The following is a 24,636-nucleotide window of genomic DNA, read 5'->3' as shown; positions in this document are numbered from 1 at the left end:
GGCTTGCGCCCGCCGTCGCCTTACGCGTGCAGCCAGGCCTTGGCGTGTTCGCGCATCTGTTGTTCCAACTCACTGCCACGGGTGGCGAACACCCGGCCCAACGGGAAGCCGGCCTTCTCCAGCAGGTACGCCAGGCTGGCGTATTCACGCGGGTACTTGGCCACCACGGCGCTGTCGATCTCGACCGGGCCCAGGGGGAAGGTGAAGTAGCCCATGTCATAGACGGCCTGGCGCTTGAACAGCTTCCACTGGCCGTCGCGTTTTTCCACCAGGTCGTAGAAGCGTGCGTGGGTGTTGCAGCCCAGGTTCAGGCGGGTGTCTTCGCCGATGATCATCGAGTTGGTCTCGGCGATGGCCTTGTCGCCGTGGAAAGTCACCATGGGCGTGGCGATGAAGTGCTTGTTGCGCAGGGTCGAGGCGCCCATGCGGATGGAGCCGTCGATGAAGTCGCTGGCCAGGCCTTCGAACCAGGTCACGGCGACGGTGCCGTCGGGGTGGAACAGGTTGCGCAACTCGTCCCAGTTGCCGAGGTCGCGGTGCATCCAGCCGGTAATCAGGTCGGTGATCTGTTGGCGGTCTTCCAGGGTGTGGCTCATGGTGTGTTCCGGTTCAGTGGGTGAGGGCTTCAGCTTCTGCCGGTTTGCGGTTAACCTCAAATAGATAGATCTGACAGATCCATCACTTTAAATGATTGATTGAGGGCGACCATGGAACTGCGGCACTTGCGGTACTTTCTCGCCGTGGCGGAAGAGGGCCATTTCGGCCGTGCCGCCGAGCGCGTGCACATCGTGCAGTCGGCGCTGAGCATGCAGATTCGCGCGCTGGAGGAGGAACTGGGCGGCCCGCTGTTCGTGCGCACCAGCCGCCAGGTGCGCCTGACCGAGGCCGGCGAGGCCTTTCGCGAGCAGGCCCGGCGCACCCTGGAGCAGGCCGAGCATGCGCGGTTGACCGTGCAGCGCTCGCTGCGTGGCGAGACCGGACGGGTGCGGGTGGGCTTTGCCGGCAACGCGGTGTTCAGCGGCAAGCTGATGAGCGACCTGCGCGCCTTCCACGCCGCCTACCCGGACGCCGAGTTGGTGGTGGAAGAGGTGGCGCCGTCACGCCAGGGCGAGGCGCTGCTGGCCGGCCAGCTGGACATCGGCTACACCCCGGCGCAGGTGGTGGGCGAGGCCGTGCCGCTGCGCCTGGACGCGGTAGGCCGCTGGCCCTTGCTGATGGCCATGGAGCGCAGCCACCGGTTGGCCGGCGAGCCGCTGCTGACCGCAGCGATGCTGCACGATGAGCCGATGATTCTGTACGCCGCCGACCCCCACGACCGCAGTCTGGAAGCCAGCCTGCGCGAGGCCCTGGGCGGCAGCCTCAAGGTGGCCCACCGCGCCGGCAACAGCCTCACCGTATTGGCCCTGGCCGCCGCGGGCCTGGGCCTGGCGCTGGTGCCCGAACCGCTGGTGCAGGTGGCCCTGGCGCAGCTGGTGTACAAGCCGCTGGCCATCGCCGGCATGCACACCGAACTGAGCATGCTCAGCCGCCCGGATGAAACCAGTGGTGCGGTGCAGGCGTACCTGGCCCTGGCCCGCGCTCAGGGGTGAGCGGCCAGCCAGTCGTGGATCATTGCGCGCAGGCGCTCCCCGGAAAAACTCGGGAAGTGGCCGCCGTGCACGGTACGCACCGGCAGGTTTTGCAGCCGCTCGAGGCTGGCGCGGTACTGCTCGAGGTTGGAGTGGTAGGCGTCCTCGATCAGCGGGCCGTCGTAGATGATGTCGCCGGAGAACAGCGTGCCGCTGGCCGCCTCCCACAGGCAGATGCCGCCCGGCGAATGGCCGGGGGTGTGCAGCACTTCCAGCACCCGGTCGCCAAGGTCCAGCACGTCGCCTTCGTCGATCAGGCGGGTGACCGGCGCCGCCTTCACCCGGTATTCCTCGTAGCACAGCGGGCAGCCGGGGTGGGCGTCGAACATTGGGTCGCCGATGCACAGGTCGGCCAGGGTCAGGTCGTTGCGCGGGGCGGCCATGATATCGGCTTCGGCCGGGTGCGCCAGGCGGTCACTGAACTCGTGGTGGCCGGCGATGTGGTCGAAGTGGCTGTGGCTGGCCACCGCCAGCAGCGGCCGCTCGGTCAGCCAGGGCAACTGCTGGCGCAGGCTCACCAGCCCTGAGCCGGTGTCCACCAGCACGTCGCGGTCGCGGCCGCTGATGTGCCACAGGTTGCAGCGGTAGAACGGCTTGATGAACGGCTCGTGAATCAGCTTCACGCCGTCGGCCAGCGGCTGTACTTCGAACCATTGTTCAGGGGTGACGATGCGCATGGGGCGGGACCTTGCGGCGAACCTTCGCCGGGAATGGGCGTCCGAAGGTGTGGACTCTGGGAGGTTAACGCTTTTGAAAGACGCCATCATCAAGAAGTACCGCCTGATCATCAAGACCCTGGGCTACGTGGGCTGGGCGCTGTTCTGGCTGCTGATCTGGGACATCCTGGTGACCGTGGACTTCATGCTCTACCTCAACAGCAAGGTCACCCTGCCGCTGATGCCCCTGACCCTGCTCGGTTCGGCGCTGGTGGTGCTGATCAGTTTTCGCAACAGCAGCGCCTACAACCGCTGGTGGGAGGCGCGCACCCTGTGGGGCGGGCTGGTAAACAGCTCGCGCAGCTTCGCCCGGCAGGTGCTGACCCTGATCGACGACGAGAACGGCGACGCCAACCCGGTGAAAGCCACGCTGCTGCGCCGCCACGTGGCCTACGTCAACAGCCTGGCCGCTGCGCTCAAGGGCAGCCAGTGCCCGCCGGAGCTGAAGGCCTTCGTGCGCGCCGACGAGTTCGAGCGCAGCGCCAGCTCCAACAACTTCGCCAACGACATTCTCAACGGCTCGGCCAACCTGCTGGCCCGCGAGTACAAGGCCGGGCGCCTGGACAGCATCCGTCTGGCGCGGCTGGAGTCGACCCTGGTGGATTTATCGAACAGCCAGGGCGGCCTGGAGCGCATCGGCAACACGCCGCTGCCGTACCCCTACGTGTACTTCCCGCGGCTGTTCATCTCGGTGTTCTGCCTGATCGTGCCGGTGGGCCTGGTGGAGTCGCTGGAGTGGTACACGCCCCTGGCCTCCACCGTGGTGGGCTTCATGCTGCTGGCCATCGAGCGCATCGGCACCGACCTGCAAAGCCCGTTCAAGCCCAGCGAGCACCAGATCAAGATGGACGCCATCTGCGAGACCATCGAAAAGAACCTGGAGTCGATGCAGCGCCAGGCGCAGCATGCGGAGTTGATTGATTGAGGCAACGCGCACGGGGATCGACACAACCCTTAACACTCCTTCGATTGCCACCTTGCCCGGTGCGCCCTTACCCTGCGCACCGTCTCCGAAGCCTCGGGGATCAGGTTTAGCGACCTGCGCGGAACACTGCAGCACCATACCGCTTGTTTCAGGCTCCCACGCCTGCGATAAGTGTTATGGCAGCTGCGTGTGGGAGACTTTCGAGTCTGCCGGTACCGCCCGGTTCGCTAACCTGCACGCAGCTGCCACCCCAATCCCCAACCACCGTGGCAGCCCTTCACCCGCAAGGAGCTTCCGCCATGGCCACCTTCGTCGCCACCACCTTTTTCCGCCACCAACTGCCCTTGCGCGCGCTGATGATCGAGGACCAGGCCTGGCTGTGCCTGCACGACCTGGGCCGGCTGATGGGCGTGCACTTCGTGGAGCGGCGCATCCGCAGCCTGGACGCCGACCAGCACCGCGAGGCGTGGGTGCAGCTGGACGGCGAGTGGGGCCGGCACCTGCTGGTAAGCGAGACCGGCGCGGTGACCTTGATCATGCACAGCCAGATGCCGGAAAACCGCGCGTTGCGCCAGTGGCTGACGCTGGAAGTGGTGCCGACGCTGCGGCGCATGGCCCCCGGCGAGGTGCCGGCGGTGACGGCCATGTGCGCCCATGGCGGGCAGGTGAAGGTGCTGTATTGGCAGGATGAACCGTGGATTCGTTTGCGTGATATGCCCGAGGTGCTGCCCATCAGCCGCCCGCAGAAAGCGCCGTGGTGGCGCGTATGGGCATAACCCCGTAGCAGCAACTGTCTTGTGGGAGCTGGCTTGCCAGCGAGCTTTTAGGCCCCAACAGCTCGCTGGCAAGCCAGCTCCCACAGGATGTAGCGGCCGCAGGCCGCGTCCCAGGCGCCGCGGTTACGGCGCGGTGGGGAGCCATTGGGTTTGGGCCTGGCGGTAGGTGCCGGTGGCCTTGGCCAGGTGCAGCCATTGGTCCACGTACAGCTTCCAGGTGAGGTCGCCCTGGGGCAGCAGGTAGGCTTTTTCACCGTATTGCATGTATTGCGCCGGGTTCACCGCGCACAGCCCCGGCTGCAGTTTCTGGTGGTACAGCGCCTCGGAGGCGTCGGTGATCATCACGTCGGCCTTGTGCTGGCGCAATTCTTCAAAGATCGTCACGTTGTCGTGCAGGCTCAGCTGCGCCTTGGGCAGGTAGGCGTGGACGAAGGCTTCGTTGGTGCCACCGGCCGGTTCGATCACCCGCACCTGGGGGCGGTTGATCTGCTCGATGCGCTGGTACTTGGCCTGGTCTTCGCAACGCACCAGCGGCACCTTGCCGTCCACGTCCAGGGTGCTGCTGAACCACGCCTGCTTCTGCCGCGCCAGGGTCACCGAGATGCCGCCCAGGGCGAGGTCGCACTGGCCGGCGAGAAAATCGGGCATCAGGGTTTTCCAGGTGGTGGGCACCCACTGCACCGTGGCGCCCAGGCTCTGGGCCAGGTTTTGCGCCAGGGTGACGTCGATGCCTTCGTAGCTGCCATCGGCCTTTCTGAAGGTGTAGGGCTTGTAGTCGCCGGTGGTGCAGACGTTCAACTGGCCGCGCTGTTGGATCTGTTCCAGGCGCGAGGGCGGGGTGTCGGCCAGGGCCAGTGCAGGCAGCAGGGCGGCCAGTAGAACGGGGGCGTGCAGACGCTTCATCGGTGGCTCTCTTGTTGTAGGCGTGCGCCGATGAAATCACAGCCGCCAGGCTCAGTCCATGCGCGGCGCGGGCAACCCGGCCAGTGCACCGAGGTTGACGGTGAGCACGGTGCCGAACACCCAACCGTCATGTGAGGTTTGCGCGGTGTAGGGGTCGAAGGCGGTGTTAGCGTTGAAGCCGTAGGCCACATACGGGTCGACACTGAGGTAGCGGCCCAGGTTGAGGTGGGCGAACAGCTCGACGAACTGGCTGTCGCGCCCACCGCTGTAGCCGCTGCCGCCGCTGGCCAGGTTGGCGTCTTCCAGCAGCTTTTGCTTGCGGGCGCTGAGGCGGTTGTATTCCACCTTCACGCCCAGCACGTCGTCGTGGCGGCCGAAGGGGTTGAGCCAGGAGGCACCGGCGTAGGCATCGGCGCTGACGCCGCTGTTGATCCAGGTGGAATTGTTGGCCCCGGCGCTGGCGAACAGGTACAGCGCCTGTTCGGCGTCGAAGCGCTGCACCACCTTGCCGGCGCTGGCGATCAGGCCGTTGGCACCCTTGTGGCTTTGCGCCGCCTGGCTGCTGTCGAGCACCTGCGAGGTGCCGGCCACGGTGTAGTAGGGGTCGTCCTCCGGCGCGTTGAGGTAATAGCCGGTCAGCTCGGCGTGGGCCGGCAGCGCGCCCTGGCGGTCGGCGTAGCCCAGGGTCAGCAGCGAGGTGACGCCGGTGGCCTGGGTGGTGCGCCAGTTCCAGCCGTCCATGCCCCACAGCCCGGTGTTGTATTCCCAGGCGCCGGCCTGCAGGTAGCCGTGCTCGCCGAAGCGGTATTTGGCGCGGGCGCTCCAGGTGGCGTAGGGCGGCGGCAGCACCAGCCAGGTGTACTGGGTGAGGCGGCTGAAGTTCTCCCACAGCGAAAACTCGTCGATGAAGAACCACACCACGTTCTTGCGGCCCACTTCCAGGTCCAGGCGGTTGCCCAGCAGCCGCTGTTCGTAAGTGAACACCGGCACGTCGCGCTTGGGCGCGTTCTGCGGGATCTGCGCCAGCGGGTAGGCGCCCACGGTGCCGCCCACGGCGTTGTTGCTGCGCCCGTAGTTGCGCACGGTCTCGATATGCAGGGCGCCACCGGGTATATCCAGCAGCTTGCCCAGGTCCAGTTCCAGGCCCAGGGAGTAGGATGAAATCAGCTCGGTCGTGCCGGTCTGTACACCCAGGCTGTGGCTGGTGAACAGCGACTCCTGCAGCTTGGCGGTGGGGAAAATACCGTGCTCGGCCAGCCAGCCCTGGTCGGCGCTGCCGGGCGTGGTGGCGGCCTGGGTCGGCAGGCTGATGTTCTGCAGCACGGTGCCGGCGGGGATGTCGGCGTCGGCGGCGAAGGCGTGGCTGTGGACGGCGAGCAGCAGGGCGCTGCCCGCGAGCGCAGGGACGCGGGGCATGGGCACACTCCAAATTGTTGTTGTGATGGGAGCAGGGCGGTGGGCCCGGCCAGGTGCCGGGCCGCGGGTGCCTCAGTAGGCGGTCTTGTCGTCGAAGCTCATGTACGGCGCAGGCGGTGCAGGCACCAGTTCGGTGGGCTTGTCGGCGCTGTACATCCAGTGGGTAGTGGCGGGGCGGTCGGGCTTGAAGGCGTCGGGCAGCGGCGGCATCTGGTGGTCGTTGGGCTGCTGTACCCAGCTCTTGTCATAGGGCGACAGGAACAGGCCGTAGACGTGCAGGTGCCAGATCTTCCATTCGCCGTTCTCCTTGATGAAGTCGGCGCCGTACTTGGCCCAGCCCCAGTTGGCGGTGACCTTGTCGCTGCCGAAGAAGCCGGTTTCCACCCCCGGCGACACCCACACCGCCTTGGCGGTCTTGAGGTCGCCCGCCACCTCGATCACCGGGGTACTGAGGGTGTGGATGTGCATCTGGCCCTTGCGCTGGTTCACGCCCTCGGTGTCCACGTGCATGCCGCTGTACAGGCGATGGATGCTGTGGGCGCCTTCGTACACGCCCCACATCATTTCCACCCGCACGCCAGGGGTGTCGAGGGCGAACAGCGACTCCGATTCGGTGTGCCGACCAGCGGTATGCAGGAACGAATAGCGGCCCATCACGTTGCTGACGGCGGTTACCGCCTCGGCCCGTTCCAGGCGTTGTTCCATGCTCAGTTGCTGGTTGATTGCGGCATCGCCGAACAACGCGGGCACCGGCGCGGCGACGGCGGCGTACACCAGGTGGCTGGCGCCAAAGGCCAGGGCCAGAGCGCTCAGGCCCTGGGTAAGGGAGAAACTCAGGCGCGGGAAATGTGGCATGGGCAAAGTCCTTGTATTGTCATTATGGGTGGCCCGGCCCGCAGGTACCGGGTTGCCAGCACGGTAAACCGCCAGCCGCCGGCGCCACCAACTCAATGTGCGCATGCCACGCATTGCCCGGGTAAATACGTGCTTGCTTGATACACATCACTTGACCCGGTAAATGGCTGAAATCAAACCGAAACATTGTTGTCCTACAGTCCACGCCGACATAACGAGGACAGACTCTGTGAACCGACCTGCAAGACACCTGCGCAAGACCCTGGACGCCGTGGCAGCCAACAACCAGTCGGCGGCCCTGGACGTGATGCGCGCCCTCGACCAACTGGGCGACGAGGTGCTGCGCCAGCGCCTGCTGGGCGTGATCCACCGCCTCAACCAGGACGCCGAAGAACTGCGCCTGGCCCGTGACGAGGTGCAGGGCACCCAGGTGAAACGCGCCTGAACCTGCCCGGTGGTCTTTCTTCATCCAAGCGGGTTTGACAAGCTTTGGATACCTGATTTGCTTCACTCAAAGGCCCCTAGAAGAGCCTGCACAGCCTGAGTGGAGAACGCTTCATGCAACGTCGAGAGGTACTTACGTCCATCGTCGTGCTCGCCGCCGCCGGCACGCTTCCTCCGGCCAAGGCCGCCATCATTCGTGGCGAAGCGCCCTGGGCCCCCGAGTCCACCCAGCCACCCGAGCCGTTCAAGGCGGGCGGGCTGACCTTTCTCGCCGCCGCCGAAGCCAAGACCCTGAGCGCCATCGCCGACCGCCTGATTCCGGCGGATGAGCTGGGCATGGGCGCCACCGAGGCCGGCTGCGTGCAATTCATCGATCGCCAACTGGCCGGGCCGTTCGGCAACGCCGGCACCCAATACCGCGAGGGGCCGTTCCTGGAAGGCACTGCGCAGCAGGGGCCACAGTTCAAGCAGACCCCCGCCGAGCGCTACCGCAGCGCCCTGGCCGCGCTGGAGCAGTACTGCAGCGCCCAGGAGCAAAAGGCTTTCAGCGACCTGGCGCCCGAGCGCCAGGACACCTTGCTGACCCTGCTCGAAGCCGGCACCTTGCCGCTGCCCGGCATGAACCCGGCCGCCGTTGCCGGCTTCTTCAACCTGGTGCTGCAGAACGTGCGCGAAGGCTATTTCGCCGACCCGATCTACGGCGGCAACAAGGACATGGTGGGCTGGAAGCTGGTGGGTTTCCCGGGCGCGCAGTACGACTTTCGCGACGTCATCGAGCAACGCGGCCAGAAGCTGGACATCATTCCGGTAAGTATGGTGCAGCGCGACACCTGACGCCGCTTGCCGGTTGTCCCTGCTGGTCTGCTTCTGCTTCTGCTTTTGTGCAAGGAGTATCGCCCGATGGCAAATTCTCTTCCCAAAGCCGACGTGGTCATCGTCGGGCTGGGTTGGGCCGGTTCGTTGATGGCCAACGAACTGACCCTGGCCGGCCTCAACGTGGTGGCCATTGAACGCGGCGCGTGGCGCGACACCAGTTCGCAGTACCCCACCAGCATCGACACCGACGAGCTGCGCTTCGCCAGCCGCCGCGGTATGCTGCAGCCCCAGGCGGTGGAAACCCTGACCTTCCGCAACACGCCGCTGCAGCAGGCGCTGCCCCTGCGTGACTGGAACTGCTACCAGTTCGGCTGGGACGTAGGCGGCGCCGGCACCCACTGGAACGGCATGACCTGGCGCTTCCTGCCCTACGACTTCCAGAGCTACAGCCAGACCGTGGAGCGCTACGGCAAGGGCAAGCTGCTCGACGGCTTGCAGGTGCAGGACTGGGGCGTGACCTACGCCGACCTGGAACCCTTCTACGACAAGTTCGAGCGCCTGGCCGGGACCTCCGGCAAGGCCGGCAACATCAACGGCGTCAAGCAGCCGGGCGGCAACGTCTTCGAAGGCCCGCGCAGCCGTGACTACCCCCTGCCGCCGCTGGCGCGCACGCGCCTGGCCGAGATCTTCACCAAAGGCACCGAGGCCATGGGCCTGCACCCGTTTGCGGTGCCGGCCGGCAACACTTCCGGCGCCTACGTCAACCCCCTGGGCGTGCACATGGCGCCGTGCACCTACTGCGGCTACTGCGAGTTCTTCGGCTGTGGCAACTGGTCCAAGAGCAGCCCCCAGGCGTGCATCCTGCCGGCCGTGGTGGCTCGCGAAAACTTCACGGTGATCACCGAGTGCGAGGTACTGCGGGTGAACCTGGCGGCCGACGGCAAGACCGCCACCGGCGTCACCTACGTGGACCGCGCCGGCCAGCAGCACGAGCAGCGCGCCGACATCGTGGTGATCGCCGCGTACCAGATGGACAACGTGCGGCTGATGCTGCTGTCGAAAATCGGCAAGCCCTACAACCACCAGACCGGGGAGGGCGTGGTGGGGCGCAACTACGCCTACCAGACCATCGCCGGCGCCGGCATTTTCTTCGAGAACGAGACCCTCAACCCCTTCATCGGCGCCGGTGCGCTGGCCCAGGCGGTGGACGATTTCAACGGCGATAACTTCGACCACAGCCAGCACGATTTCATCGGCGGTGGCGTGGCCTTGGTGCACTCCACCAATGGCCGGCCCATTGGCCTGGCGGGCAACCTGCCGCCGGACGCGCCGCGCTGGGGCAAGGGCTGGAAGGCCGCCTACAAACAGAGCTACCAGAACGCCAATTCGGTGTACTGCATGGGCAACAGCTACCCGCACCGCGACGTGTTCCTGGACCTGGACCCGCTGTACAAGGACCGCCACGGCCAGCCGTTGCTGCGGGTGACCTTCGACTGGAACGAGAACGACCGCCGCTCGGCGCATTTCATGGCTGACCGCTCGGTAGAGATCGGCCACGCCATCGGCGCCCGGACCGTGGTGCGCTCCGAGCCCACGGCCAAGCCGTTCTCGCCCATGGACCAGCTGTCGTCGCACACCACCGGTGGCGCGGTGATGGGCGACAACCCGAAAACCAGCGCCCTGAACCGTTACCTGCAGTGCTGGGACGTGCACAACACCTTCGTCGTCGGCGCCTCGGCGTTCGCCAACAACGGTGGCTACAACCCCACCGGCACCGTGGGCGCGCTGACCCTGTGGGCGGCGCAGGCCATCAAGGACCATTACCTCAAGGCCCCTGGCCCATTGGTGAGAACATGAGCGTGCGCACGCGTACGTGGCTGCTGCGTGGCCTGGTCGTGGTGGTCATTGCCGGGGTCGCCTTCGTCGCCTGGAACCTGCGCGGGCCGCGGGCCATCGACCCTGCCGAACCCGACTTCACCGGCTCGGCCGACACCACGCCCGGCTCGCTGGCCACCAGCGTCGACCCGGTCAAGCGCGGCCTGTACCTGGCGCAACAGGGCGACTGCGTGGCCTGCCACACCGCGCCCGGCGGCAAGCCGTTCGCCGGCGGCCTGGCGCTGGACACCGGCTTTGGCATTGTCTACGCCAGCAACATCACCCCCGACAAGGACACCGGCATCGGCGGCTGGACCGACCAGGAATACCTGCACGCGGTGCGCGACGGCGTCGGCCGCCACGGCGCGCCGCTGTACCCGGCCATGCCCTACAACGACTACGCGCTGGTCAGCGACCAGGACCTGCTGGCCATCAAGGCGTACCTGGCGACGGTGCCGGCGGTGAACAACAAGGTGCCGGCGCCGCACATGCCGTTCCCCTTCGACATCCGCCAGATGATGTGGGGCTGGAACCTGCTGTTCTTCCGCAACCACACCTACGTGGCCGATAGCGGCCAGTCCGCCGAGTGGAACCGCGGCGCCTACCTGGTGCAGGGCCTGGGCCACTGCACCGCCTGCCACACGCCGAAGAACTTCATCGGCGGCGACAAGGGCGGCCAGCCGCTGCAAGGCTTCCAGCTGCAGGGCTGGTACGCGCCTGAGCTGTCCAATAACCCTTACCAGGGGCTGGGCCAGTGGTCGGTGGAAGAGCTGGTGGGCTATTTGAAGACCGGCGGCAACGTTCACAGCGTGGCGTCCGGGCCCATGGCCGAGGCGGTGTACAACTCCACCCAGCACTTCAACGACGCCGACCTCAAGGCCATGGCCGTGTACCTGAAGAGCCTGCCCGGCTCGGACCACAAGCGCCCCGACGCGTTGCAGGCCGATGACCAGGCCATGGTGCTGGGCAAGCAGATCTACGCGGCGAACTGTGCGGCCTGCCATATTTCCACGGGGCAGGGCGTGGACGGCATGGTCACCTCGTTCAAGGGCGCGGCGGGCATCCAGGCGCCGGACGCCTCCAGCCTGATCCGCACGGTGTTGCTGGGCAGCCGTGGCGCGGCCACCCAGGCCAACCCGACGGCGGCGGCCATGCCCAACTTCAGCTGGAAGCTGTCGGACGCGCAGACGGCGGCGGTGTTGACCTACATCCGCAACAGCTGGGGCAACGCCGCGGCGCCAGTGACCATCGACCAGGTGGCCAACGCCCGCACCAACCTGAAGGCGCGGGAGGTCCTCGGGGATCGCTGACGGGCTCGGCCCGGCCGCCGTAGCCGCTGCCGCCAGGCTGCGCTGGCCTCTGGGTGCACTGGAAATCTTCGGCGGGGATTAGGGCCAGCGCAGCCTTCGGCAGCGGCTACGCTGGTTTCTATGTCTGCAATGTTATAGTGTAGCAATTATTATTGTTGCCATGGACACTTGCCGATGCCCCTCGTTGCTGCGCTTCCCGACGTCGCCCTTACCGACCTGCCGCCTGCCCATGGCCCACTGGACTGGGTCGGCATGCAGCACATCGAGCTGCCGGTGCAAGTGGCCGAGCCTGGCTGCCTGGCCACGGTAGCAGCCCGGGCCGATGTGCAGGTCGACCTGCCCGACGCCGCCACCAAGGGCATCCACATGTCGCGCCTGTATCGCTTGCTTGATTTGCTGGAAGGGCAGGCGCTGACCCCGGCCAGCCTGGCCCGGGTGCTGGCGCAGATGGTGGAAAGCCATGCCGACTGCCAGTCCCGCCAGGCGCGCCTGCAACTGGCGTTCACCCTGTTGTGCCGGCGCCCGGCGCTGGTCAGCAGCGGGCTCAGCGGCTGGAAGGGCTACCCGGTGCGCCTGCGCGCCCATTGGCACGCCGGCGTGCTGCAGCTGCGGGCGCGGGTCGAGGTGGGGTATTCGTCGACCTGCCCGTGCTCGGCGGCGCTGGCCAGGCAGGTGGTGGAGCAACGTTTCCTCGACCAGTTCGGCCAGCGCGGAGGCCTTGGCGCGCAGGAGGTGGCGGCCTGGCTGCGCGCCAACGCCAGCGCCGCCACGCCCCACAGCCAGCGCAGCGTGGCCAGTATCGAGGTGGGCATTGCCGGGCACGCCGGCACCCTGGGCCTGATGGCGCTGATCGACCAGGCCGAGGCCGCCTTGGGCACGCCGCTGCAGACCGCGGTCAAGCGCGCCGACGAGCAGGCTTTCGCGCAGCTCAACGGCGAACACCTGATGTACGTCGAGGACGCCGCGCGCAAGCTGACCCAGGCGCTACAGACCACCCATGACCAGGTGCAGGTGTTCGTCTCCCACCGCGAAAGCCTGCACCCCCACGATGCCGTGGCCTGGGCGGCCAGGCCCTGACCCCACCGCCCCGTAGCAGCGGCCGCAGGCCGCGTCCCATCCCCCCACGATTTCATCAAACGCCACTGGACAGATCTCAATATTGCAATGTTATAGTGTAACAAATCTTTTCGAGTAACCTCCGTGATCCCCCACCCACTCTCCACCCTGACCCGCTCGGCGCTCCAGCGCCTGGCGCTGGCGTTGCTGCCCCTGGCCCTGCTATGGGCCGCTGTCGCCTGGGCGGTGGCTATTCCATGAGCGCCGCCGTCATTCTCGAAGACCTGACCGTCACCTACGAACGCCGCGCCGCCGTGCACCACGTCAGCGGCCGCTTCGACGCCGGCAGCCTCACCGCCGTGGTCGGCCCCAATGGCGCCGGCAAGTCGACGCTGATCAAGGCCATCGTCGGCGTGCTGCAACCGGCCCAGGGCCAGGTGCGCCTGGGCGGTCTCAGCGCCCGCGCCATCGGCTACCTGCCGCAGGCGGCGGAGATCGACCGCAGCTTCCCCATCAGTGTTGCCGACACCGTGGCCATGGGCGCCTGGGGCCAGATCGGCGCCTGGCGCGCGCTCACCGGCGGCCTGGCCCGGCGTGCCCGCGAGGCGTTGGTGGCGGTAGGGCTGGAAGGTTTCGAGGCGCGTGCCATCGGCTCACTGTCCTCCGGGCAACTGCAGCGGGTGCTGTTCGCCCGCCTGCTGGTGCAGGACGCCCAACTGATCGTGCTGGACGAACCCTTCACCGCCATCGACGCGCGCACCACCCACGACCTGCTGCAGCTGGTGCGCACCTGGCACGGCCAGGGCCGCACGGTGATTGCCGTGCTGCACGACCTGGAACAGGTGCGCGAGCATTTCCCGCAGACCCTGCTGCTGGCCCGCGAGCGCATCGGCTGGGGCGCCACGGGTGAGGTGCTGTGCAGCGCCAACCTGCGCCAGGCGCGCAACATGGCCGAGTTCTGGAGCGCCGACGCCGCGTTGTGCCAGGCCGACACGGGAGCGCGGCCATGATGCTCTACACCAACCTGGTACAGCCGTTCGTGGAGTTCGGTTTCATGCGCCGCGCGCTGGTGGCGTGCCTGGCGCTGGGCATCGGCTCGGGGCCGGTTGGCGTGCTGCTGATGCTGCGGCGCATGAGCCTGGTGGGCGACGCCATGAGCCATGCGGTGTTGCCGGGGGCGGCGCTGGGCTTCCTGGTGGCTGGCCTGTCGCTGCCGGCCATGGGCCTGGGCGGGCTGATCGCCGGGCTCACCGTGGCGCTGCTGGCCGGGCTGGTCAGCCGCCTGACCACGCTGAAGGAAGACGCCAGCTTCGCCAGTTTCTACCTGACCTCGCTGGCGGCCGGGGTGATGATCGTCTCGCTGCACGGCTCCAACATCGACCTGTTGCACGTGCTGTTCGGCACCATCCTGGCCATCGACGACCAGGCCATCTACATGGTCGCCGGCATCGCCTCGTTCACCCTGATGCTGCTGGCGCTGATCTTCCGGCCCCTGGTGCTGGAGTGCTTCGACCCCGGTTTCCTGCGCGCCGTGGGCGGCCGCGGCTCGCTGTACCACGTGCTGTTCTTGCTGCTGGTGGTGCTTAACCTGGTGTCCGGGTTCCAGGCGCTGGGCACGCTGATGGCGGTGGGCATGATGATGCTGCCGGCCACCGCCGCGCGTTTCTGGGCCACTTCGCTGACCGCGCTGATGCTGGTTTCGACCCTGATCGCGACGCTGTCCGGGTTGATTGGACTGATCGTCTCTTATCACCTGGGCGTGGCTTCCGGTCCCGCCATCGTGCTCACCGCCAGTGCCTTCTACGGCGTGTCGGTGCTGTTTGGCCGCAGCGGCGTGCTGCGGCGTTTCTTCCCCCAACCCCACCTGTCAAACTGAAGGACCACCATGAAACGCACACCCCTTGTGGCTGCTGCTGTGCTTACTCTGTCCGCGTTTAGCGCCCTGGCCCAGGCCAAGCCCCTGGAAGCGGTGGCCTCGTTCACCGTGATTGCCGACATGGTGCACACCGTGGGCGGCGAGCACGTGCACGTGACCTCGCTGATCGGCCCAAACGGCGACCCCCATGTGTACGAGCCGACCCCGGCCGATGCCCAGGCCCTGCGCCACGCCGACATCACCTTCGTCAGCGGCCTGCACCTGGAAGGCTGGATGGACCGGCTGATCACCGCGTCGGGCTACCAGGGCACGCCGGTGGTGCTGTCCACGGGCATCAAGACCCGCAGCATGGAGGAGGACGGCCAGCAGATCACCGACCCCCACGCCTGGAACAGCGCCGCCAATGGCGTGGTGTATGTGCGTAACATCGTCGCCGCGCTGAAGCAGGCCGATCCCGCCGACGCTGCCGAATTCCAGGCTAATGGCGACCGTTACATCGACCAGTTGCAGGCGCTGGACCGCTACGCCCGCAGTGAGATTGCCAGCATCCCCAAGGCCCAGCGCAAGGTGCTGACCTCCCACGACGCCTTCGGCTACTTCGGAGACGCCTATGGCGTGACGTTCCTGTCGCCGCTGGGCTTCTCCACCGAGAACGAGGCGTCGGCGGCGGACGTGTCGAAGTTGATCCGGCAGATCAAGGGCGAGCACGTCAGCGCCTACTTCTTCGAGAACTCCGGCGACCCGCGGCTGGTCAAGCAGATTGCCGCGGCCACCGGCGCGCAACCGGGCGGCGAGCTGTACGTGGAGGCCCTGAGCCCGGCGGACGGCCCGGCCTCCACCTACGCGAAGATGTTCCATTACAACGTCGACAAGTTGGTGGCGGCGATGAAGGCCGGGCATTGACCGCGATGCAGGCGACGCGATTCATGGGGTATACGCGTTCGCGCGCGCAACCCGCGGATTGCGTCATATCAGCGCCAACGCCGCCAGCAAGGCCGGCGGCATCACCAGCGCGCCCAGCCGCAGGAACCCCAGGGCGCTGACATGGCCGCCCTCGCGGCGCACTGCAATCAGCCACAGCAGGGTCGCCAGCGAGCCGGTCACCGACAGGTTCGGGCCCAGGTCCACGCCAATCAGCAACGCGGCGGTGGTGGCCGTGGGCAGCGGCGCAATCTGGTTCATGGAGCCGGCGATCAGCCCCGCCGGCAGGTTGTTGATCAGGTTGCTGGCCACGCCAATCACCACGCCGCCCAGCCACCCGGCCTGGGTGGGTGACTGTGCGGCCAGCGCCGCCAGTTCTCGCGCCAGCCAGGTGGTGAGCCCGGTCTGGGTCAGCCCCGCCACCAGCACGAACAACCCTGCCACCAGCGGCAACACCCCCCAGGCCACATGGCGCAGCACCGGCAACGGGCTGGCGCGCTCCAGCAGGTGCACGCCCAGCACCGTCGCCAGGCCGGCGCAGAAGGTTGGCAGGCCCAGTTGCCAGTCCAGCGCCGAGGCCAGCAGCAGCACCGCCGCCGTCAGGCCGATGCCCCAGGCGGTCAGGCGCGCGCTGGTGGTCAGCGGCTGGGGCGTGAACTCGGTGGCCAGCGGCGCGCGCAAGGCGTGGCGCTGGCTGAAGCGCAGCACCGCGTAGGTCAGCACGATGGCCGCCAGCGATGGCAGGCCGAAGTGCGCCAGCCAGGTGGGCAGCGGCGGCATGTGGCTGCCGAACACCACCAGGTTGGCGGGGTTGGAGATGGGCAGCACGAAGCTGGCGGCGTTGGCGATGAACGCGCACACGAACAGGTACGGCAGCGGCTCGGCGCGTGCCGCACGGGCGGCGGCGTACACCGCCGGCGTCAGCACCACGGCGGTGGCGTCGTTGGACAGCAGCACCGTCACCAGCGTGCCGACCAGAAACACCAGGTCGAATAGCCGCGTTGCCGAGCCCTTGGCATGGCCGGCGGCGACCATGGCCAGCCAGTCGAACAGGCCTTTTTGCCGCGCCAGTTCCGCCAGCGCCATCATGCCGATCAGGAACAGGTACACGTCGGTGCCCTTGGCCACCGCTGCCAGGGCGCTGGGCAGCGGGATCAGCCCGGTACCGGTCAACAGCAGCGCAGCGCCTGCAGCCCAGGCGTATTCGGGCGAGCGCCAGGGGCGCAGCAGGATACCCAGGGTGGCCAGCAGGGCGACGGCCCAGATCAGCAGTTGCGTGGGGGTGAAGGGCATTCAACGGGCTCGGGCAAGGGTAGGGGAGGTGTCTGTGGCGGGCAGTGTCTCCGGCATTTTCACCCACAGCAACAGCAACGCCACGCAGGCCACTGCGGCCAGGGTCAGGAAGCCGGCGCTGTAGCCGCCCCAGTGCACCATCAGCCCGGCCAGCCCGGCGCTCAGTGCGGCGCCCAGGCCGAAGACGGTGGTCACTGCGCCCAGGGCCACGTTGAAGTGGCCGGTGCCTTGGGTCAGGTCTTTGACCATCAGCGGCAGCAGCGCGCCGAACAGGCCGGCGCCGATGCCGTCGAGGGTCTGGATGGCCACCAGCCAGGCGGCGTCATCGGACAGGGTGTAGAGCAAGCCGCGCAGCGGCAGAATCAGGAAGCCGGCCAGCAACAGCGGCTTGCGCCCCCACTGGTCGGCGCGGGCACCCACCAGCCAGGCCATGGGCACCATCACCAGCTGGGCGGCGATGATGCAGGCCGAGGTCAGCGGCGTGGCCAGGGCCAGGTCATGCAACGCCAGCTTCTGGCTGACCAGGGGCAACATGGCCGCGTTGGCCAGGTGGAACAGCGCGCAGCACAGCGCCAGGGTCAGCAGTGGGCGGTTGGCCAGCAGCACGCCCAGGGCCGGGGCGCTCGCGGCGGGTGTCGTTGCGCCCAGGCCCCGGGCCTGCTGGTGGTCGATGGTGCGCGGGTCGATAGCCCAGGTGGCCGCGACGCTGGCCAGGGCCATGAACGCCATCAGGTAGAACACCGCCGTGGGCCCCAGCCACAGGGCCAGGGCGCCGGCCAGCAGCGCTGCCACGGCGTTGCCGGCGTGGTTGAAACCTTCGTTGCGGCCGGTGCGGCGGGTGAACGCCCGTGGCCCGACGATGCCCAGGGACAGCGCGGCAATGGCCGGGGCGAACACCGACGCGGCGACGGCGCTGAGCGACTGGGTGATGGCTACCCAGGTAAAGGCGGCGGTCCAGGGCAGTGCCAGGCAACTGGCCGTCACCAGCAGCGCGGCGATGATCACCGTGCCGCGCTTGCGCTGTGTGCCGTCGATCAGCGCCCCGGCGGGCGTCTGCGCCACCAGGGCGGCGAGGCCGGCCAGGGTCATCACCAGGCCGATCTGCGCGGCGTCCCAGTGGTGCTCGGCCAGCAGGTAGATGGCCAGGTAAGGGCCCAGCCCATCGCGGACGTCGGCCAGGAAGAAGTTCAGCGCATCCAGCGCCGCCCCGTCACGGCGAGAGGATGCGCTGTGCATGCGCAGGCTTCAGCGTTTCAGCCGTGCGGCGAACTCGGCCACGCGCTGGCCCAGTAGCTTGGCGGTCTCCAGGTCGCCGCCGCGTGGTGCTTCGTCCGGCGAGGCGTCCGACGGCGACACCGCCAGCGCGCCGCCGAAGCCTGCGGTCCAGTTGATGTCATTGGGGCCGTGGGCCTTGGTGTTGGCGGGCATCAGGCCGGTGCCGATCCACACCTGGCCGTGCTGCTGGGACAGGGTCCAGAAGTAGGTGATGGTGGAGAACTTGTCACCGTTCACCGAGGCCGAGTTTGTGAAGCCGGCGGCTACCTTGTCTTTCCAGGCCTGGCCAAACCAGGGCTTGGACGAGGTGTCGGCGAACTTCTTGAACTGCCAGGCCGGGCCGCCCATGTAGGTGGGGCTGCCGTAGATGATGGCGTCGGCGGCGCTGATGGCTTCCCAGTCGGCGTCGCCGAGGTCGCCGTTGGCGTCGATGCGGTACAGCGTGGCCTGGGCGCCCGGTGCTGCGGCGGCGCCGGCGTGCACGGCTTCGGCCTGCTTGGCGGTGTGGCCGTAGCCGCTGAAGTAAACGATGGCGATGGAGGTCATGGGGCAGTTCCACGGTAGGGTTGGGAACAAGACACTATAGGTGCAAATTCGTCGGCCCAGCGGTTGAAATTCACCGTCGTCCCCGACAGAATCGCCGCCCGATCCGGCCGCTGAGGCCGGACGTCCGTGGCCACGAGGGGTTGCCGTTGAACCAACAGACATTGTCCATGCGCCTGGCGCGCGTGGCCGCGCAGGTGCCGGCCGGGGCGCGCCTGGCCGATATCGGCTCCGACCACGCCTACCTGCCGGTGGCGCTGCTGCGCCGTGGCGCGATTGCCACGGCGGTGGCCGGCGAGGTGGCGGTGACACCGTTCCAGGCCGCCGAGCGCACGGTGCGCGACAACGGCCTGGAGGCTGTGGTGACCGTGCGCCTGGCCAACGGCCTGGCGGCCATCGAGCCAGGCGATGGCATCACCGCCATCACAATGTGCGGCATGGGCGGCGAGACCATTCGCGACATCCTGCTGGCCGGCGCTGGGCGCCTTAGCGGGCAGGAACGTTTGATCCTGCAGCCCAACGGCGGCGAGCCGCCGTTGCGCCAATGGCTGATGGCCAACCACTACCGCATCATTCACGAGGAAGTGCTGCGCGAGCACCGCTTCGACTACGAGATCATCGTCGCCGAGCGCAGCGGGCCGGTGAGTTACAGCGACCGCGAGCTGTACTTTGGCCCGTTGCAGCTGCAGGCGCGCAGCCCGGCGTTCCTGCTCAAGTGGCAGCACGTGCTGCGCCAGCGGCGCAAGACCCTGGCGCAGTTCGCCCGGGCGCGGCAGGCGGTGCCGGCGGCGAAATTGGCCGAGGTGAACCAGCAGGTGGCGTGGATCAGCGAGCTGCTGGGCGCACCCTGACGCAGCCTTCGGCAGCTGCTACGCGAATGCGGATACCCCATGGACCGCGTCGCCTGCATCGCGGCCAAGGCCGGCTCCTACCACGAATAGTGTAGGAGCCGACTTTAGTCGCGATGCAGACGACGCCATCTCAAGACAGTTGCTGCTACGCAGATTTCCCGTAGCAGCGGCCGCATGGCCGCGTCCGGCGCTCAACCGGCTTTGCGCAGGGTGAAGTTGATGCGCTGGGGGCCCATCACGGCGTGCGTGCCTTCCTTGAGCGGCAGCACGCCGTGGAAGCGCAGGCGGTCGACGCCGCCCCACACCATCACGTCGCCGTGCAGCAGCGGCACCCGTAGCGGGCGGTCGCTGCGGGCCAGGCCGCCCATCTGGAACATCGCCGGCAGGCCCAGGGACACCGAGACGATGGGCGCATCGTAGTCGCGCTCGTTTTTGTCCTGGTGCAACGACATGCGCGCGCCGGGCACGTAGCGGTTGATCAGGCAGGCGTCGGGCACGAAATCGGCAAACCCCGCCACCGCGGCGGCTTCACTGGCCAGGCGGCAGAACACCTCGGGCAGGCCAGGCCAGGGCTGGCCGGTGCGCGGGTCGAGCGGGGTGTAGCGGTAGCCATGGGCGTCGGTGGTCCAGCCCAGGGGGCCGCAATTGCTCAGCGCCACCGACATCGTCTGGCCACCGGGGGTGACCATGCGCCGAAACGGCGCGGCCTTGAGCACGCTGCGCAACGGTGGCAGCAGCTCATCGACGAAGGGCAGGGCGAAGGCGCGCAGCACGAAGGTCTGCGGGCCAAGCTGCTCGACCCGCGGCGGCTGGCGGCTGGCCGCCTCGTCGAACAGGTCCAGGTTCATGGCACGGCAGGCGGGGCAGGGCGCTTACAGCGCCTTGCTGACGCGGATCTCGGTGATCGGCTCGTCGCTGTCGCCATGGATGGCGGCCAGGGCAGCCTTGGCCTCTTCCAGCGAGCCGGTGGCCAGATGAGCGAAGTCCCAACGGCGCTCGCCGTTGATTTTGTAGTGGATCACGTACTTGGTCACGAAAAGTTACCTGCGAAAGGGAATCAGCTGAACTTGGAGGCCGAACGGCGCACGATCTTGATCTTGTGGGTGAACGCCTTGCGGTGTGCGCCCATGGCCAGCTTGGCGCCGGTGGTGTCGATGGTGATGTTCCAGAAACCGGTGCTGGGCGCGGTGATCTTGGCCGGGAAGGTATCGAACTGGCCGCCATGGTAGGTGTGACGCCCGCCGTTCTTGAAACTGCGGAAGTTGGCGTCGCTCATCAGGCGGATGTTGCAGCGCTGGGAGCACTCGATGACCACCAGGTCATCTTCGTTGAGGTGCTCGCGCTGGTGTACGAATTTCATGTGAATCTCCGGGATGCATCTTTTGGCAAACCAAAACGATACCATGGCAGGCTTCATGGCGCCGCGTTTCCTGCACTGCGCAGGAAAATTTGCGACCAGGTGGAGCAAATGGCCACTTGGGCGGTCACAGAGTCTTTTGCAAGGGAGTTCGTTTATGAAATGGGCGTGGGTTGCGGTGGTGGCTTTGCTGGGTGGGTGCGCCAGTGTCTCGGACATCGAGAAAAGCCCCGAGACCATGGGGGTGATTTCCGGCAAGTCGCCCAAGGAGTTCAGCGATTGCGTGGTCAAGCACCTGGCCGACAGCCGCAAGCCGTCAACCGTCGAACCCTGGCGCGAAGGCTACCGGGTGATCGTGCCGCAGAAACTGTCCTCGGCCCCGGCGGCGGTGATCGACATCGACAAGCGCTCCAACGACGGCAGCAGCATCAAGCTGCATGAGCGCATCTCCAACGTGCCGATCCGCCCGCATGACGTGCAGCGCGCGGTCACGGCCTGTATCTCCGGCGAGTGACCGCAGGGCGGCGTGGTTACTTGCACATGATGGTCAGGGTGCGGCTGGTGTAGTTGCCAATGTCGGCGCCCAGGGTCTTGTCGCTGTCCTTGGGGCCGGCGCCGGCGGTGCCGACGATGTCATAGCGGCCGTTGCTGCAGGCGTCGGTGGCTTTCTGGTAGCAGGCGTCCCAGGACGCTGCGGCGCCCGAGCAGTCGATGCTCACGCCCTGCTTGCCGTTCTTCAGCACCGTGGGCGTGGCAGACGCGCAGCCGCCCAGGGCCAGGACCGCGAAAAGTACCAGGAATCTGTTCATCGAATGTTTCATCATAGGCAAGGGTGGAAGGGCGGCGGCACGAACGGCGGCCATCCTGCCGGGGCGCGGGGTGCGCCAACGGGGGACGTCTGATGCTATACAACGCGGCGGGCGGCGAACAGCCCCGCAGTGAAATTCTGCCTTGCCCTTGGCGCGATTGCTGCTAAAACCAATACGGTGGCGTAAATTTGTGTCGCGCGCGGAACTATCTGTAACAGGTTTTCTCTATTTCTCCATTGGTTGGCCGGGGGCAGGGCATTGTAAGGTGGCCTCTGCCTGATTAGACTGCGCCGAAACTCGTAAAGCACAGCCCTTTGTAAGGACTCATATGATCAAGAAATGCTTGTTCCCAGCAGCCGGTTACGGCACTCGCTTCCTGCCAGCGACCAAAGCCATGCCCAAGGAAATGCTGCCGGTGGTCAACAAGCCACTGATCCAATACGGTGTCGAAGAGGCATTGGAAGCTGGCCTGAACCAGATCTCGATCGTCACCGGCCGCGGCAAGCGCGCCCTGGAAGACCACTTCGACATCAGCTACGAGCTGGAAAACCAGATCAAGGGCACCGACAAGGAAAAATACCTGGTCGGTATTCGCAAGCTGTTGGACGAGTGCACCTTCTCGTACACCCGTCAGACCGAAATGAAAGGCCTGGGCCACGCCATTCTTACTGGCCGCCCGCTGATCGGCGACGAACCCTTCGCCGTGGTCCTGGCGGACGACCTGTGCGTGAACCTGGAAGGCGACGGCGTGCTGGCCCAGATGGTCAAGCTGTACAACCAGTTCCGTTGCTCGATCGTGGCCATCCAGGAAGTCGACCCGTCGGAAACCAACAAGTACGGCGTCATCGCCGGCGAGATGATTCGCGACGACATCTACCGCGTCAACAGCATGGTCGAGAAGCCAAAGCCTGAAGATGCGCCGTCGAACCTGGCCATCATCGGCCGTTACATCCTGACTCCGGACATTTTCGATCTGATCGAGCAGACCGAGCCAGGCAAGGGTGGCGAGATCCAGATCACCGACGCCCTGATGAAACAGGCCCAGGCCGGTTGCGTGCTGGCGTACAAGTTCAAGGGCCAGCGTTTCGACTGCGGCGGCGCCGAAGGCTACATCGACGCCACCAACTTCTGCTTCGAGAACTTCTACAAGACTGGCAAGGCGTTCTGACGCCAGGCTGGTTGATGCGACATCCGACGCCGCGGCCTTGAAAGCCGCGGCGTTTTCGTTTCTGCGCCCCTGGCCTCCTGACGCGGCCTGTCGGCCGCTGCTACGGGTTTATGGCAATCCCGTAGCAGGTGCCGCAGGCGGCGTCCGAATGCGCCACGGTGCCATCGAAAATAAGACGCGGCCTGGCGGCCGCTGTTACGGGGGCGCGTGGCCCGGTTGGGTAGGGTAGTATTGGTTGCCTGCCAAGGAGACTTAAGCAATGGCCCACGATTTTGATCTGTTTGTAATAGGCGCCGGTTCCGGCGGTGTTCGCGCGGCGCGCTTTGCCGCCGGTTTCGGCGCCAAGGTGGCCGTGGCGGAAAGCCGCTACCTGGGCGGCACCTGTGTCAACGTCGGCTGCGTGCCGAAGAAACTGCTGGTGTACGGCGCCCACTTCGCCGAGGACTTCGAGCAGGCCCAAGGCTTCGGCTGGACCTTGGGCGAGGCCGATTTCAACTGGCAGACCCTGATCGGCAACAAGAACCGCGAGATCCAGCGCCTCAACGGCATCTATCGCAACCTGCTGGTCAACAGCGGCGTGACGCTGCTCGAAGGTCATGCGCGCATCGTCGACGCCCACCACGTGGAAGTCGATGGCCAGCGTTTCAGCACCGAACGCATTCTGATCGCCACCGGTGGCTGGCCGCAGATCCCGGACATTCCGGGCCGCGAGCACGCCATTACTTCCAACGAGGCGTTCTTCCTGCCGCAGTTGCCCAAGCGCGTGCTGGTGGTGGGCGGCGGCTACATCGCCGTGGAGTTCGCCGGCATCTTCCACGGCCTGGGCGCCGACACCACGCTGCTGTACCGCAAGGACCTGTTCCTGCGTGGTTTCGACCGCTCGGTGCGCGAGCACTTGAGCGAAGAGCTGACCAAGCGCGGCCTGAACCTGCAGTTCAACAGCGACATCCAGCGCATCGACAAACAGGCCGACGGCACCCTGGCCGCCACGCTCAAGGACGGCCGCGTGTTGGAGGCCGATTGCATCTTCTACGCCACCGGCCGCCGCCCGATGCTCGACAACCTGGGCCTTGAAAACGTATCGGTGAAGCTCGACGACAAGGGCTTCATCGCCGTGGACGAGCAGTTCCAGACCAGCGAGCCGTCGATCCTGGCCCTGGGCGACGTGATCGGCCGCGTGCAGCTGACCCCCGTAGCCCTGGCCGAAGGCATGGCCGTGGCCCGCCGGCTGTTCAAGCCCGAGCAATATCGCCCGGTGGACTATGCCTACATCCCCACTGCTGTATTCAGCCTGCCGAACATTGGCACCGTGGGCCTCACCGAGGAGCAGGCGCTGGAGCAAGGCCATGAGGTGAAAATCTTCGAAAGCCGCTTCCGGCCCATGAAGCTGACCCTCACCGAGTGCCAGGAGCGTACCTTGATGAAATTGGTGGTGGATGCCAGCACCGATCGCGTCCTGGGCGTGCACATGGTCGGCCCGGAGGCTGGGGAAATCATCCAGGGGTTGGCGGTGGCGCTTAAGGCCGGCGCGACCAAGCAGGTGTTCGATGAAACCATCGGGGTCCATCCGACGGCGGCCGAAGAATTTGTGACTATGCGGTCATCGGTGCGTTAAGTACGTATCAAAATGTACTAGCTGTTGTTTTCAACAGGTTTCGGTGGATCCATTTTGTGGTATCCACCGTAACCTTTTTTAGCCCATTACTCTCCTTGTTACATCTCCAAAAACCCCGTCCTAAAGCCTTTCTGTACGTGGCTTCTACGAGTGTCCTATAGCTCTGGCGCCTAGGTCCTACACGCTCGGCAAATCCCTCCGACGTTCT

The 24,636-nt window shown here is 66.6% G+C and carries 27 protein-coding genes; 15 read left to right on the top strand and 12 right to left on the bottom strand.

Annotated features, from left to right (window positions below):
* Positions 1-20: 20 nt before the first annotated feature.
* The gene (locus AC0J42_RS17360; protein WP_416424805.1) at positions 21-596 is read right to left on the bottom strand and encodes a nuclear transport factor 2 family protein; all 576 of its coding nucleotides are present in this window, start codon (positions 594-596) and stop codon (positions 21-23) included.
* A 111-nt stretch (positions 597-707) separates the two neighbouring features.
* On the opposite strand from AC0J42_RS17360, the gene AC0J42_RS17355 reads away from it, so the two are divergent.
* The gene (locus tag AC0J42_RS17355; protein ID WP_416424804.1) at positions 708-1,589 is read left to right on the top strand and encodes a LysR substrate-binding domain-containing protein; all 882 of its coding nucleotides are present in this window, start codon (positions 708-710) and stop codon (positions 1,587-1,589) included.
* Here the strand turns inward: AC0J42_RS17355 and AC0J42_RS17350 are convergent.
* Positions 1,580-2,305, bottom strand: coding sequence for an MBL fold metallo-hydrolase (locus tag AC0J42_RS17350; RefSeq protein ID WP_473002659.1), 726 nt, complete (start codon positions 2,303-2,305; stop codon positions 1,580-1,582). The two genes, AC0J42_RS17355 and AC0J42_RS17350, sit on opposite strands and share 10 nt — an antisense overlap.
* A gap of 73 nt (positions 2,306-2,378) precedes the next feature.
* Here AC0J42_RS17350 and AC0J42_RS17345 point away from each other — a divergent pair, with 73 nt between their 5' ends.
* On the top strand, positions 2,379-3,269 hold the full coding sequence (locus tag AC0J42_RS17345; protein ID WP_416424802.1) for a bestrophin family protein: 891 nt from the start codon (positions 2,379-2,381) through the stop codon (positions 3,267-3,269).
* A 299-nt stretch (positions 3,270-3,568) separates the two neighbouring features.
* Complete coding sequence (locus AC0J42_RS17340) at positions 3,569-4,045, top strand: BRO-N domain-containing protein (RefSeq protein ID WP_473002658.1); 477 nt, start codon at positions 3,569-3,571, stop codon at positions 4,043-4,045.
* Positions 4,046-4,168: 123 nt separating this feature from the next.
* Here the strand turns inward: AC0J42_RS17340 and AC0J42_RS17335 are convergent, their stop codons facing one another.
* The 3 genes from AC0J42_RS17335 to AC0J42_RS17325 all read right to left on the bottom strand — a co-directional run bounded on the left by AC0J42_RS17335 (position 4,169) and on the right by AC0J42_RS17325 (position 7,219).
* Positions 4,169-4,948 carry a transporter substrate-binding domain-containing protein gene (locus AC0J42_RS17335; protein WP_473002657.1) on the bottom strand — a complete coding sequence of 260 codons (780 nt, stop codon included), beginning with the start codon at positions 4,946-4,948 and terminating at the stop codon, positions 4,169-4,171.
* Positions 4,949-4,999: 51 nt separating this feature from the next.
* Positions 5,000-6,364 (bottom strand): carbohydrate porin, encoded by a 1,365-nt coding sequence (locus AC0J42_RS17330; RefSeq protein ID WP_473002655.1) that lies wholly within the window; start codon positions 6,362-6,364, stop codon positions 5,000-5,002.
* Between the two features lie 72 nt (positions 6,365-6,436).
* On the bottom strand, positions 6,437-7,219 hold the full coding sequence (locus tag AC0J42_RS17325) for a nuclear transport factor 2 family protein (protein ID WP_473002654.1): 783 nt from the start codon (positions 7,217-7,219) through the stop codon (positions 6,437-6,439).
* A 229-nt stretch (positions 7,220-7,448) separates the two neighbouring features.
* Between AC0J42_RS17325 and AC0J42_RS17320 the strand changes: the two genes are divergently transcribed.
* From AC0J42_RS17320 to AC0J42_RS17285, 8 genes are all read left to right on the top strand, one after another.
* Entirely contained in the window at positions 7,449-7,664 is a 216-nt protein-coding gene (locus AC0J42_RS17320; protein WP_416424798.1) for a hypothetical protein, read from the top strand.
* 113 nt (positions 7,665-7,777) lie between these two features.
* Positions 7,778-8,497, top strand: coding sequence for a gluconate 2-dehydrogenase subunit 3 family protein (locus AC0J42_RS17315; protein WP_473002653.1), 720 nt, complete (start codon positions 7,778-7,780; stop codon positions 8,495-8,497).
* Positions 8,498-8,563: 66 nt separating this feature from the next.
* A complete protein-coding gene (locus AC0J42_RS17310) occupies positions 8,564-10,336 on the top strand; it encodes a GMC family oxidoreductase (RefSeq protein WP_416424796.1) in 1,773 nt (590 codons plus the stop codon).
* Positions 10,333-11,664: a c-type cytochrome gene (locus AC0J42_RS17305; RefSeq protein WP_473002652.1), complete on the top strand. Its 1,332-nt coding sequence runs from the start codon at positions 10,333-10,335 to the stop codon at positions 11,662-11,664. The genes AC0J42_RS17310 and AC0J42_RS17305 overlap by 4 nt, the downstream gene beginning before the upstream one ends.
* 174 nt (positions 11,665-11,838) lie before the next feature.
* Positions 11,839-12,741 carry a GTP cyclohydrolase FolE2 gene (folE2, locus tag AC0J42_RS17300; protein WP_473002651.1) on the top strand — a complete coding sequence of 301 codons (903 nt, stop codon included), beginning with the start codon at positions 11,839-11,841 and terminating at the stop codon, positions 12,739-12,741.
* Between the two features lie 236 nt (positions 12,742-12,977).
* The gene (locus AC0J42_RS17295) at positions 12,978-13,730 is read left to right on the top strand and encodes a metal ABC transporter ATP-binding protein (protein ID WP_473002650.1); all 753 of its coding nucleotides are present in this window, start codon (positions 12,978-12,980) and stop codon (positions 13,728-13,730) included.
* Positions 13,727-14,596, top strand: a complete 870-nt coding sequence (locus AC0J42_RS17290; protein ID WP_473002649.1) for a metal ABC transporter permease — start codon at positions 13,727-13,729, stop codon at positions 14,594-14,596. The genes AC0J42_RS17295 and AC0J42_RS17290 overlap by 4 nt, the downstream gene beginning before the upstream one ends.
* A gap of 9 nt (positions 14,597-14,605) precedes the next feature.
* Positions 14,606-15,499 (top strand): metal ABC transporter substrate-binding protein, encoded by an 894-nt coding sequence (locus AC0J42_RS17285; RefSeq protein ID WP_473002648.1) that lies wholly within the window; start codon positions 14,606-14,608, stop codon positions 15,497-15,499.
* 63 nt (positions 15,500-15,562) lie between these two features.
* Here AC0J42_RS17285 and AC0J42_RS17280 read toward each other — a convergent pair whose 3' ends face one another.
* Genes AC0J42_RS17280 through AC0J42_RS17270 form a run of 3 tightly spaced genes read right to left on the bottom strand, consistent with a single transcriptional unit; the run spans position 15,563 to position 18,631 of the window.
* Entirely contained in the window at positions 15,563-16,810 is a 1,248-nt protein-coding gene (locus tag AC0J42_RS17280) for an arsenic transporter (protein WP_473002647.1), read from the bottom strand.
* Positions 16,811-18,046: an MFS transporter gene (locus AC0J42_RS17275; RefSeq protein ID WP_473002646.1), complete on the bottom strand. Its 1,236-nt coding sequence runs from the start codon at positions 18,044-18,046 to the stop codon at positions 16,811-16,813.
* 9 nt (positions 18,047-18,055) lie between these two features.
* Positions 18,056-18,631, bottom strand: a complete 576-nt coding sequence (locus AC0J42_RS17270) for a flavodoxin family protein (RefSeq protein WP_473002645.1) — start codon at positions 18,629-18,631, stop codon at positions 18,056-18,058.
* 146 nt (positions 18,632-18,777) lie between these two features.
* On the opposite strand from AC0J42_RS17270, the gene AC0J42_RS17265 reads away from it, so the two are divergent.
* Positions 18,778-19,479, top strand: coding sequence for a tRNA (adenine(22)-N(1))-methyltransferase (locus AC0J42_RS17265; RefSeq protein WP_473002644.1), 702 nt, complete (start codon positions 18,778-18,780; stop codon positions 19,477-19,479).
* A 191-nt stretch (positions 19,480-19,670) separates the two neighbouring features.
* Here AC0J42_RS17265 and alkB read toward each other — a convergent pair whose 3' ends face one another.
* The 3 genes from alkB to AC0J42_RS17250 are packed head-to-tail and all read right to left on the bottom strand — an operon-like array spanning position 19,671 to position 20,839.
* A complete protein-coding gene (gene alkB, locus AC0J42_RS17260) occupies positions 19,671-20,327 on the bottom strand; it encodes a DNA oxidative demethylase AlkB (protein ID WP_473002642.1) in 657 nt (218 codons plus the stop codon).
* Between the two features lie 24 nt (positions 20,328-20,351).
* Positions 20,352-20,513 (bottom strand): hypothetical protein, encoded by a 162-nt coding sequence (locus AC0J42_RS17255; RefSeq protein WP_416424785.1) that lies wholly within the window; start codon positions 20,511-20,513, stop codon positions 20,352-20,354.
* Between the two features lie 23 nt (positions 20,514-20,536).
* Positions 20,537-20,839: a DUF1883 domain-containing protein gene (locus AC0J42_RS17250; protein WP_027977603.1), complete on the bottom strand. Its 303-nt coding sequence runs from the start codon at positions 20,837-20,839 to the stop codon at positions 20,537-20,539.
* 154 nt (positions 20,840-20,993) lie between these two features.
* Here AC0J42_RS17250 and AC0J42_RS17245 point away from each other — a divergent pair, with 154 nt between their 5' ends.
* Positions 20,994-21,350, top strand: coding sequence for a hypothetical protein (locus tag AC0J42_RS17245; RefSeq protein WP_416424784.1), 357 nt, complete (start codon positions 20,994-20,996; stop codon positions 21,348-21,350).
* Between the two features lie 16 nt (positions 21,351-21,366).
* On the opposite strand, the gene AC0J42_RS17240 is transcribed toward AC0J42_RS17245, so the two are convergent.
* Complete coding sequence (locus tag AC0J42_RS17240) at positions 21,367-21,645, bottom strand: hypothetical protein (RefSeq protein ID WP_416424783.1); 279 nt, start codon at positions 21,643-21,645, stop codon at positions 21,367-21,369.
* 328 nt (positions 21,646-21,973) lie between these two features.
* Here AC0J42_RS17240 and galU point away from each other — a divergent pair, with 328 nt between their 5' ends.
* On the top strand, positions 21,974-22,813 hold the full coding sequence (galU, locus tag AC0J42_RS17235) for a UTP--glucose-1-phosphate uridylyltransferase GalU (protein WP_027977606.1): 840 nt from the start codon (positions 21,974-21,976) through the stop codon (positions 22,811-22,813).
* A gap of 259 nt (positions 22,814-23,072) precedes the next feature.
* On the top strand, positions 23,073-24,428 hold the full coding sequence (gene gorA / locus AC0J42_RS17230; protein WP_416424782.1) for a glutathione-disulfide reductase: 1,356 nt from the start codon (positions 23,073-23,075) through the stop codon (positions 24,426-24,428).
* Positions 24,429-24,636 lie beyond the last annotated feature (208 nt).

The organism is Pseudomonas sp. Tav-5-1A (genome assembly GCF_055755055.1).
Note: the sequence above shows the minus strand (reverse complement) of the source record. Positions and strands in the feature narration are given on the sequence as shown.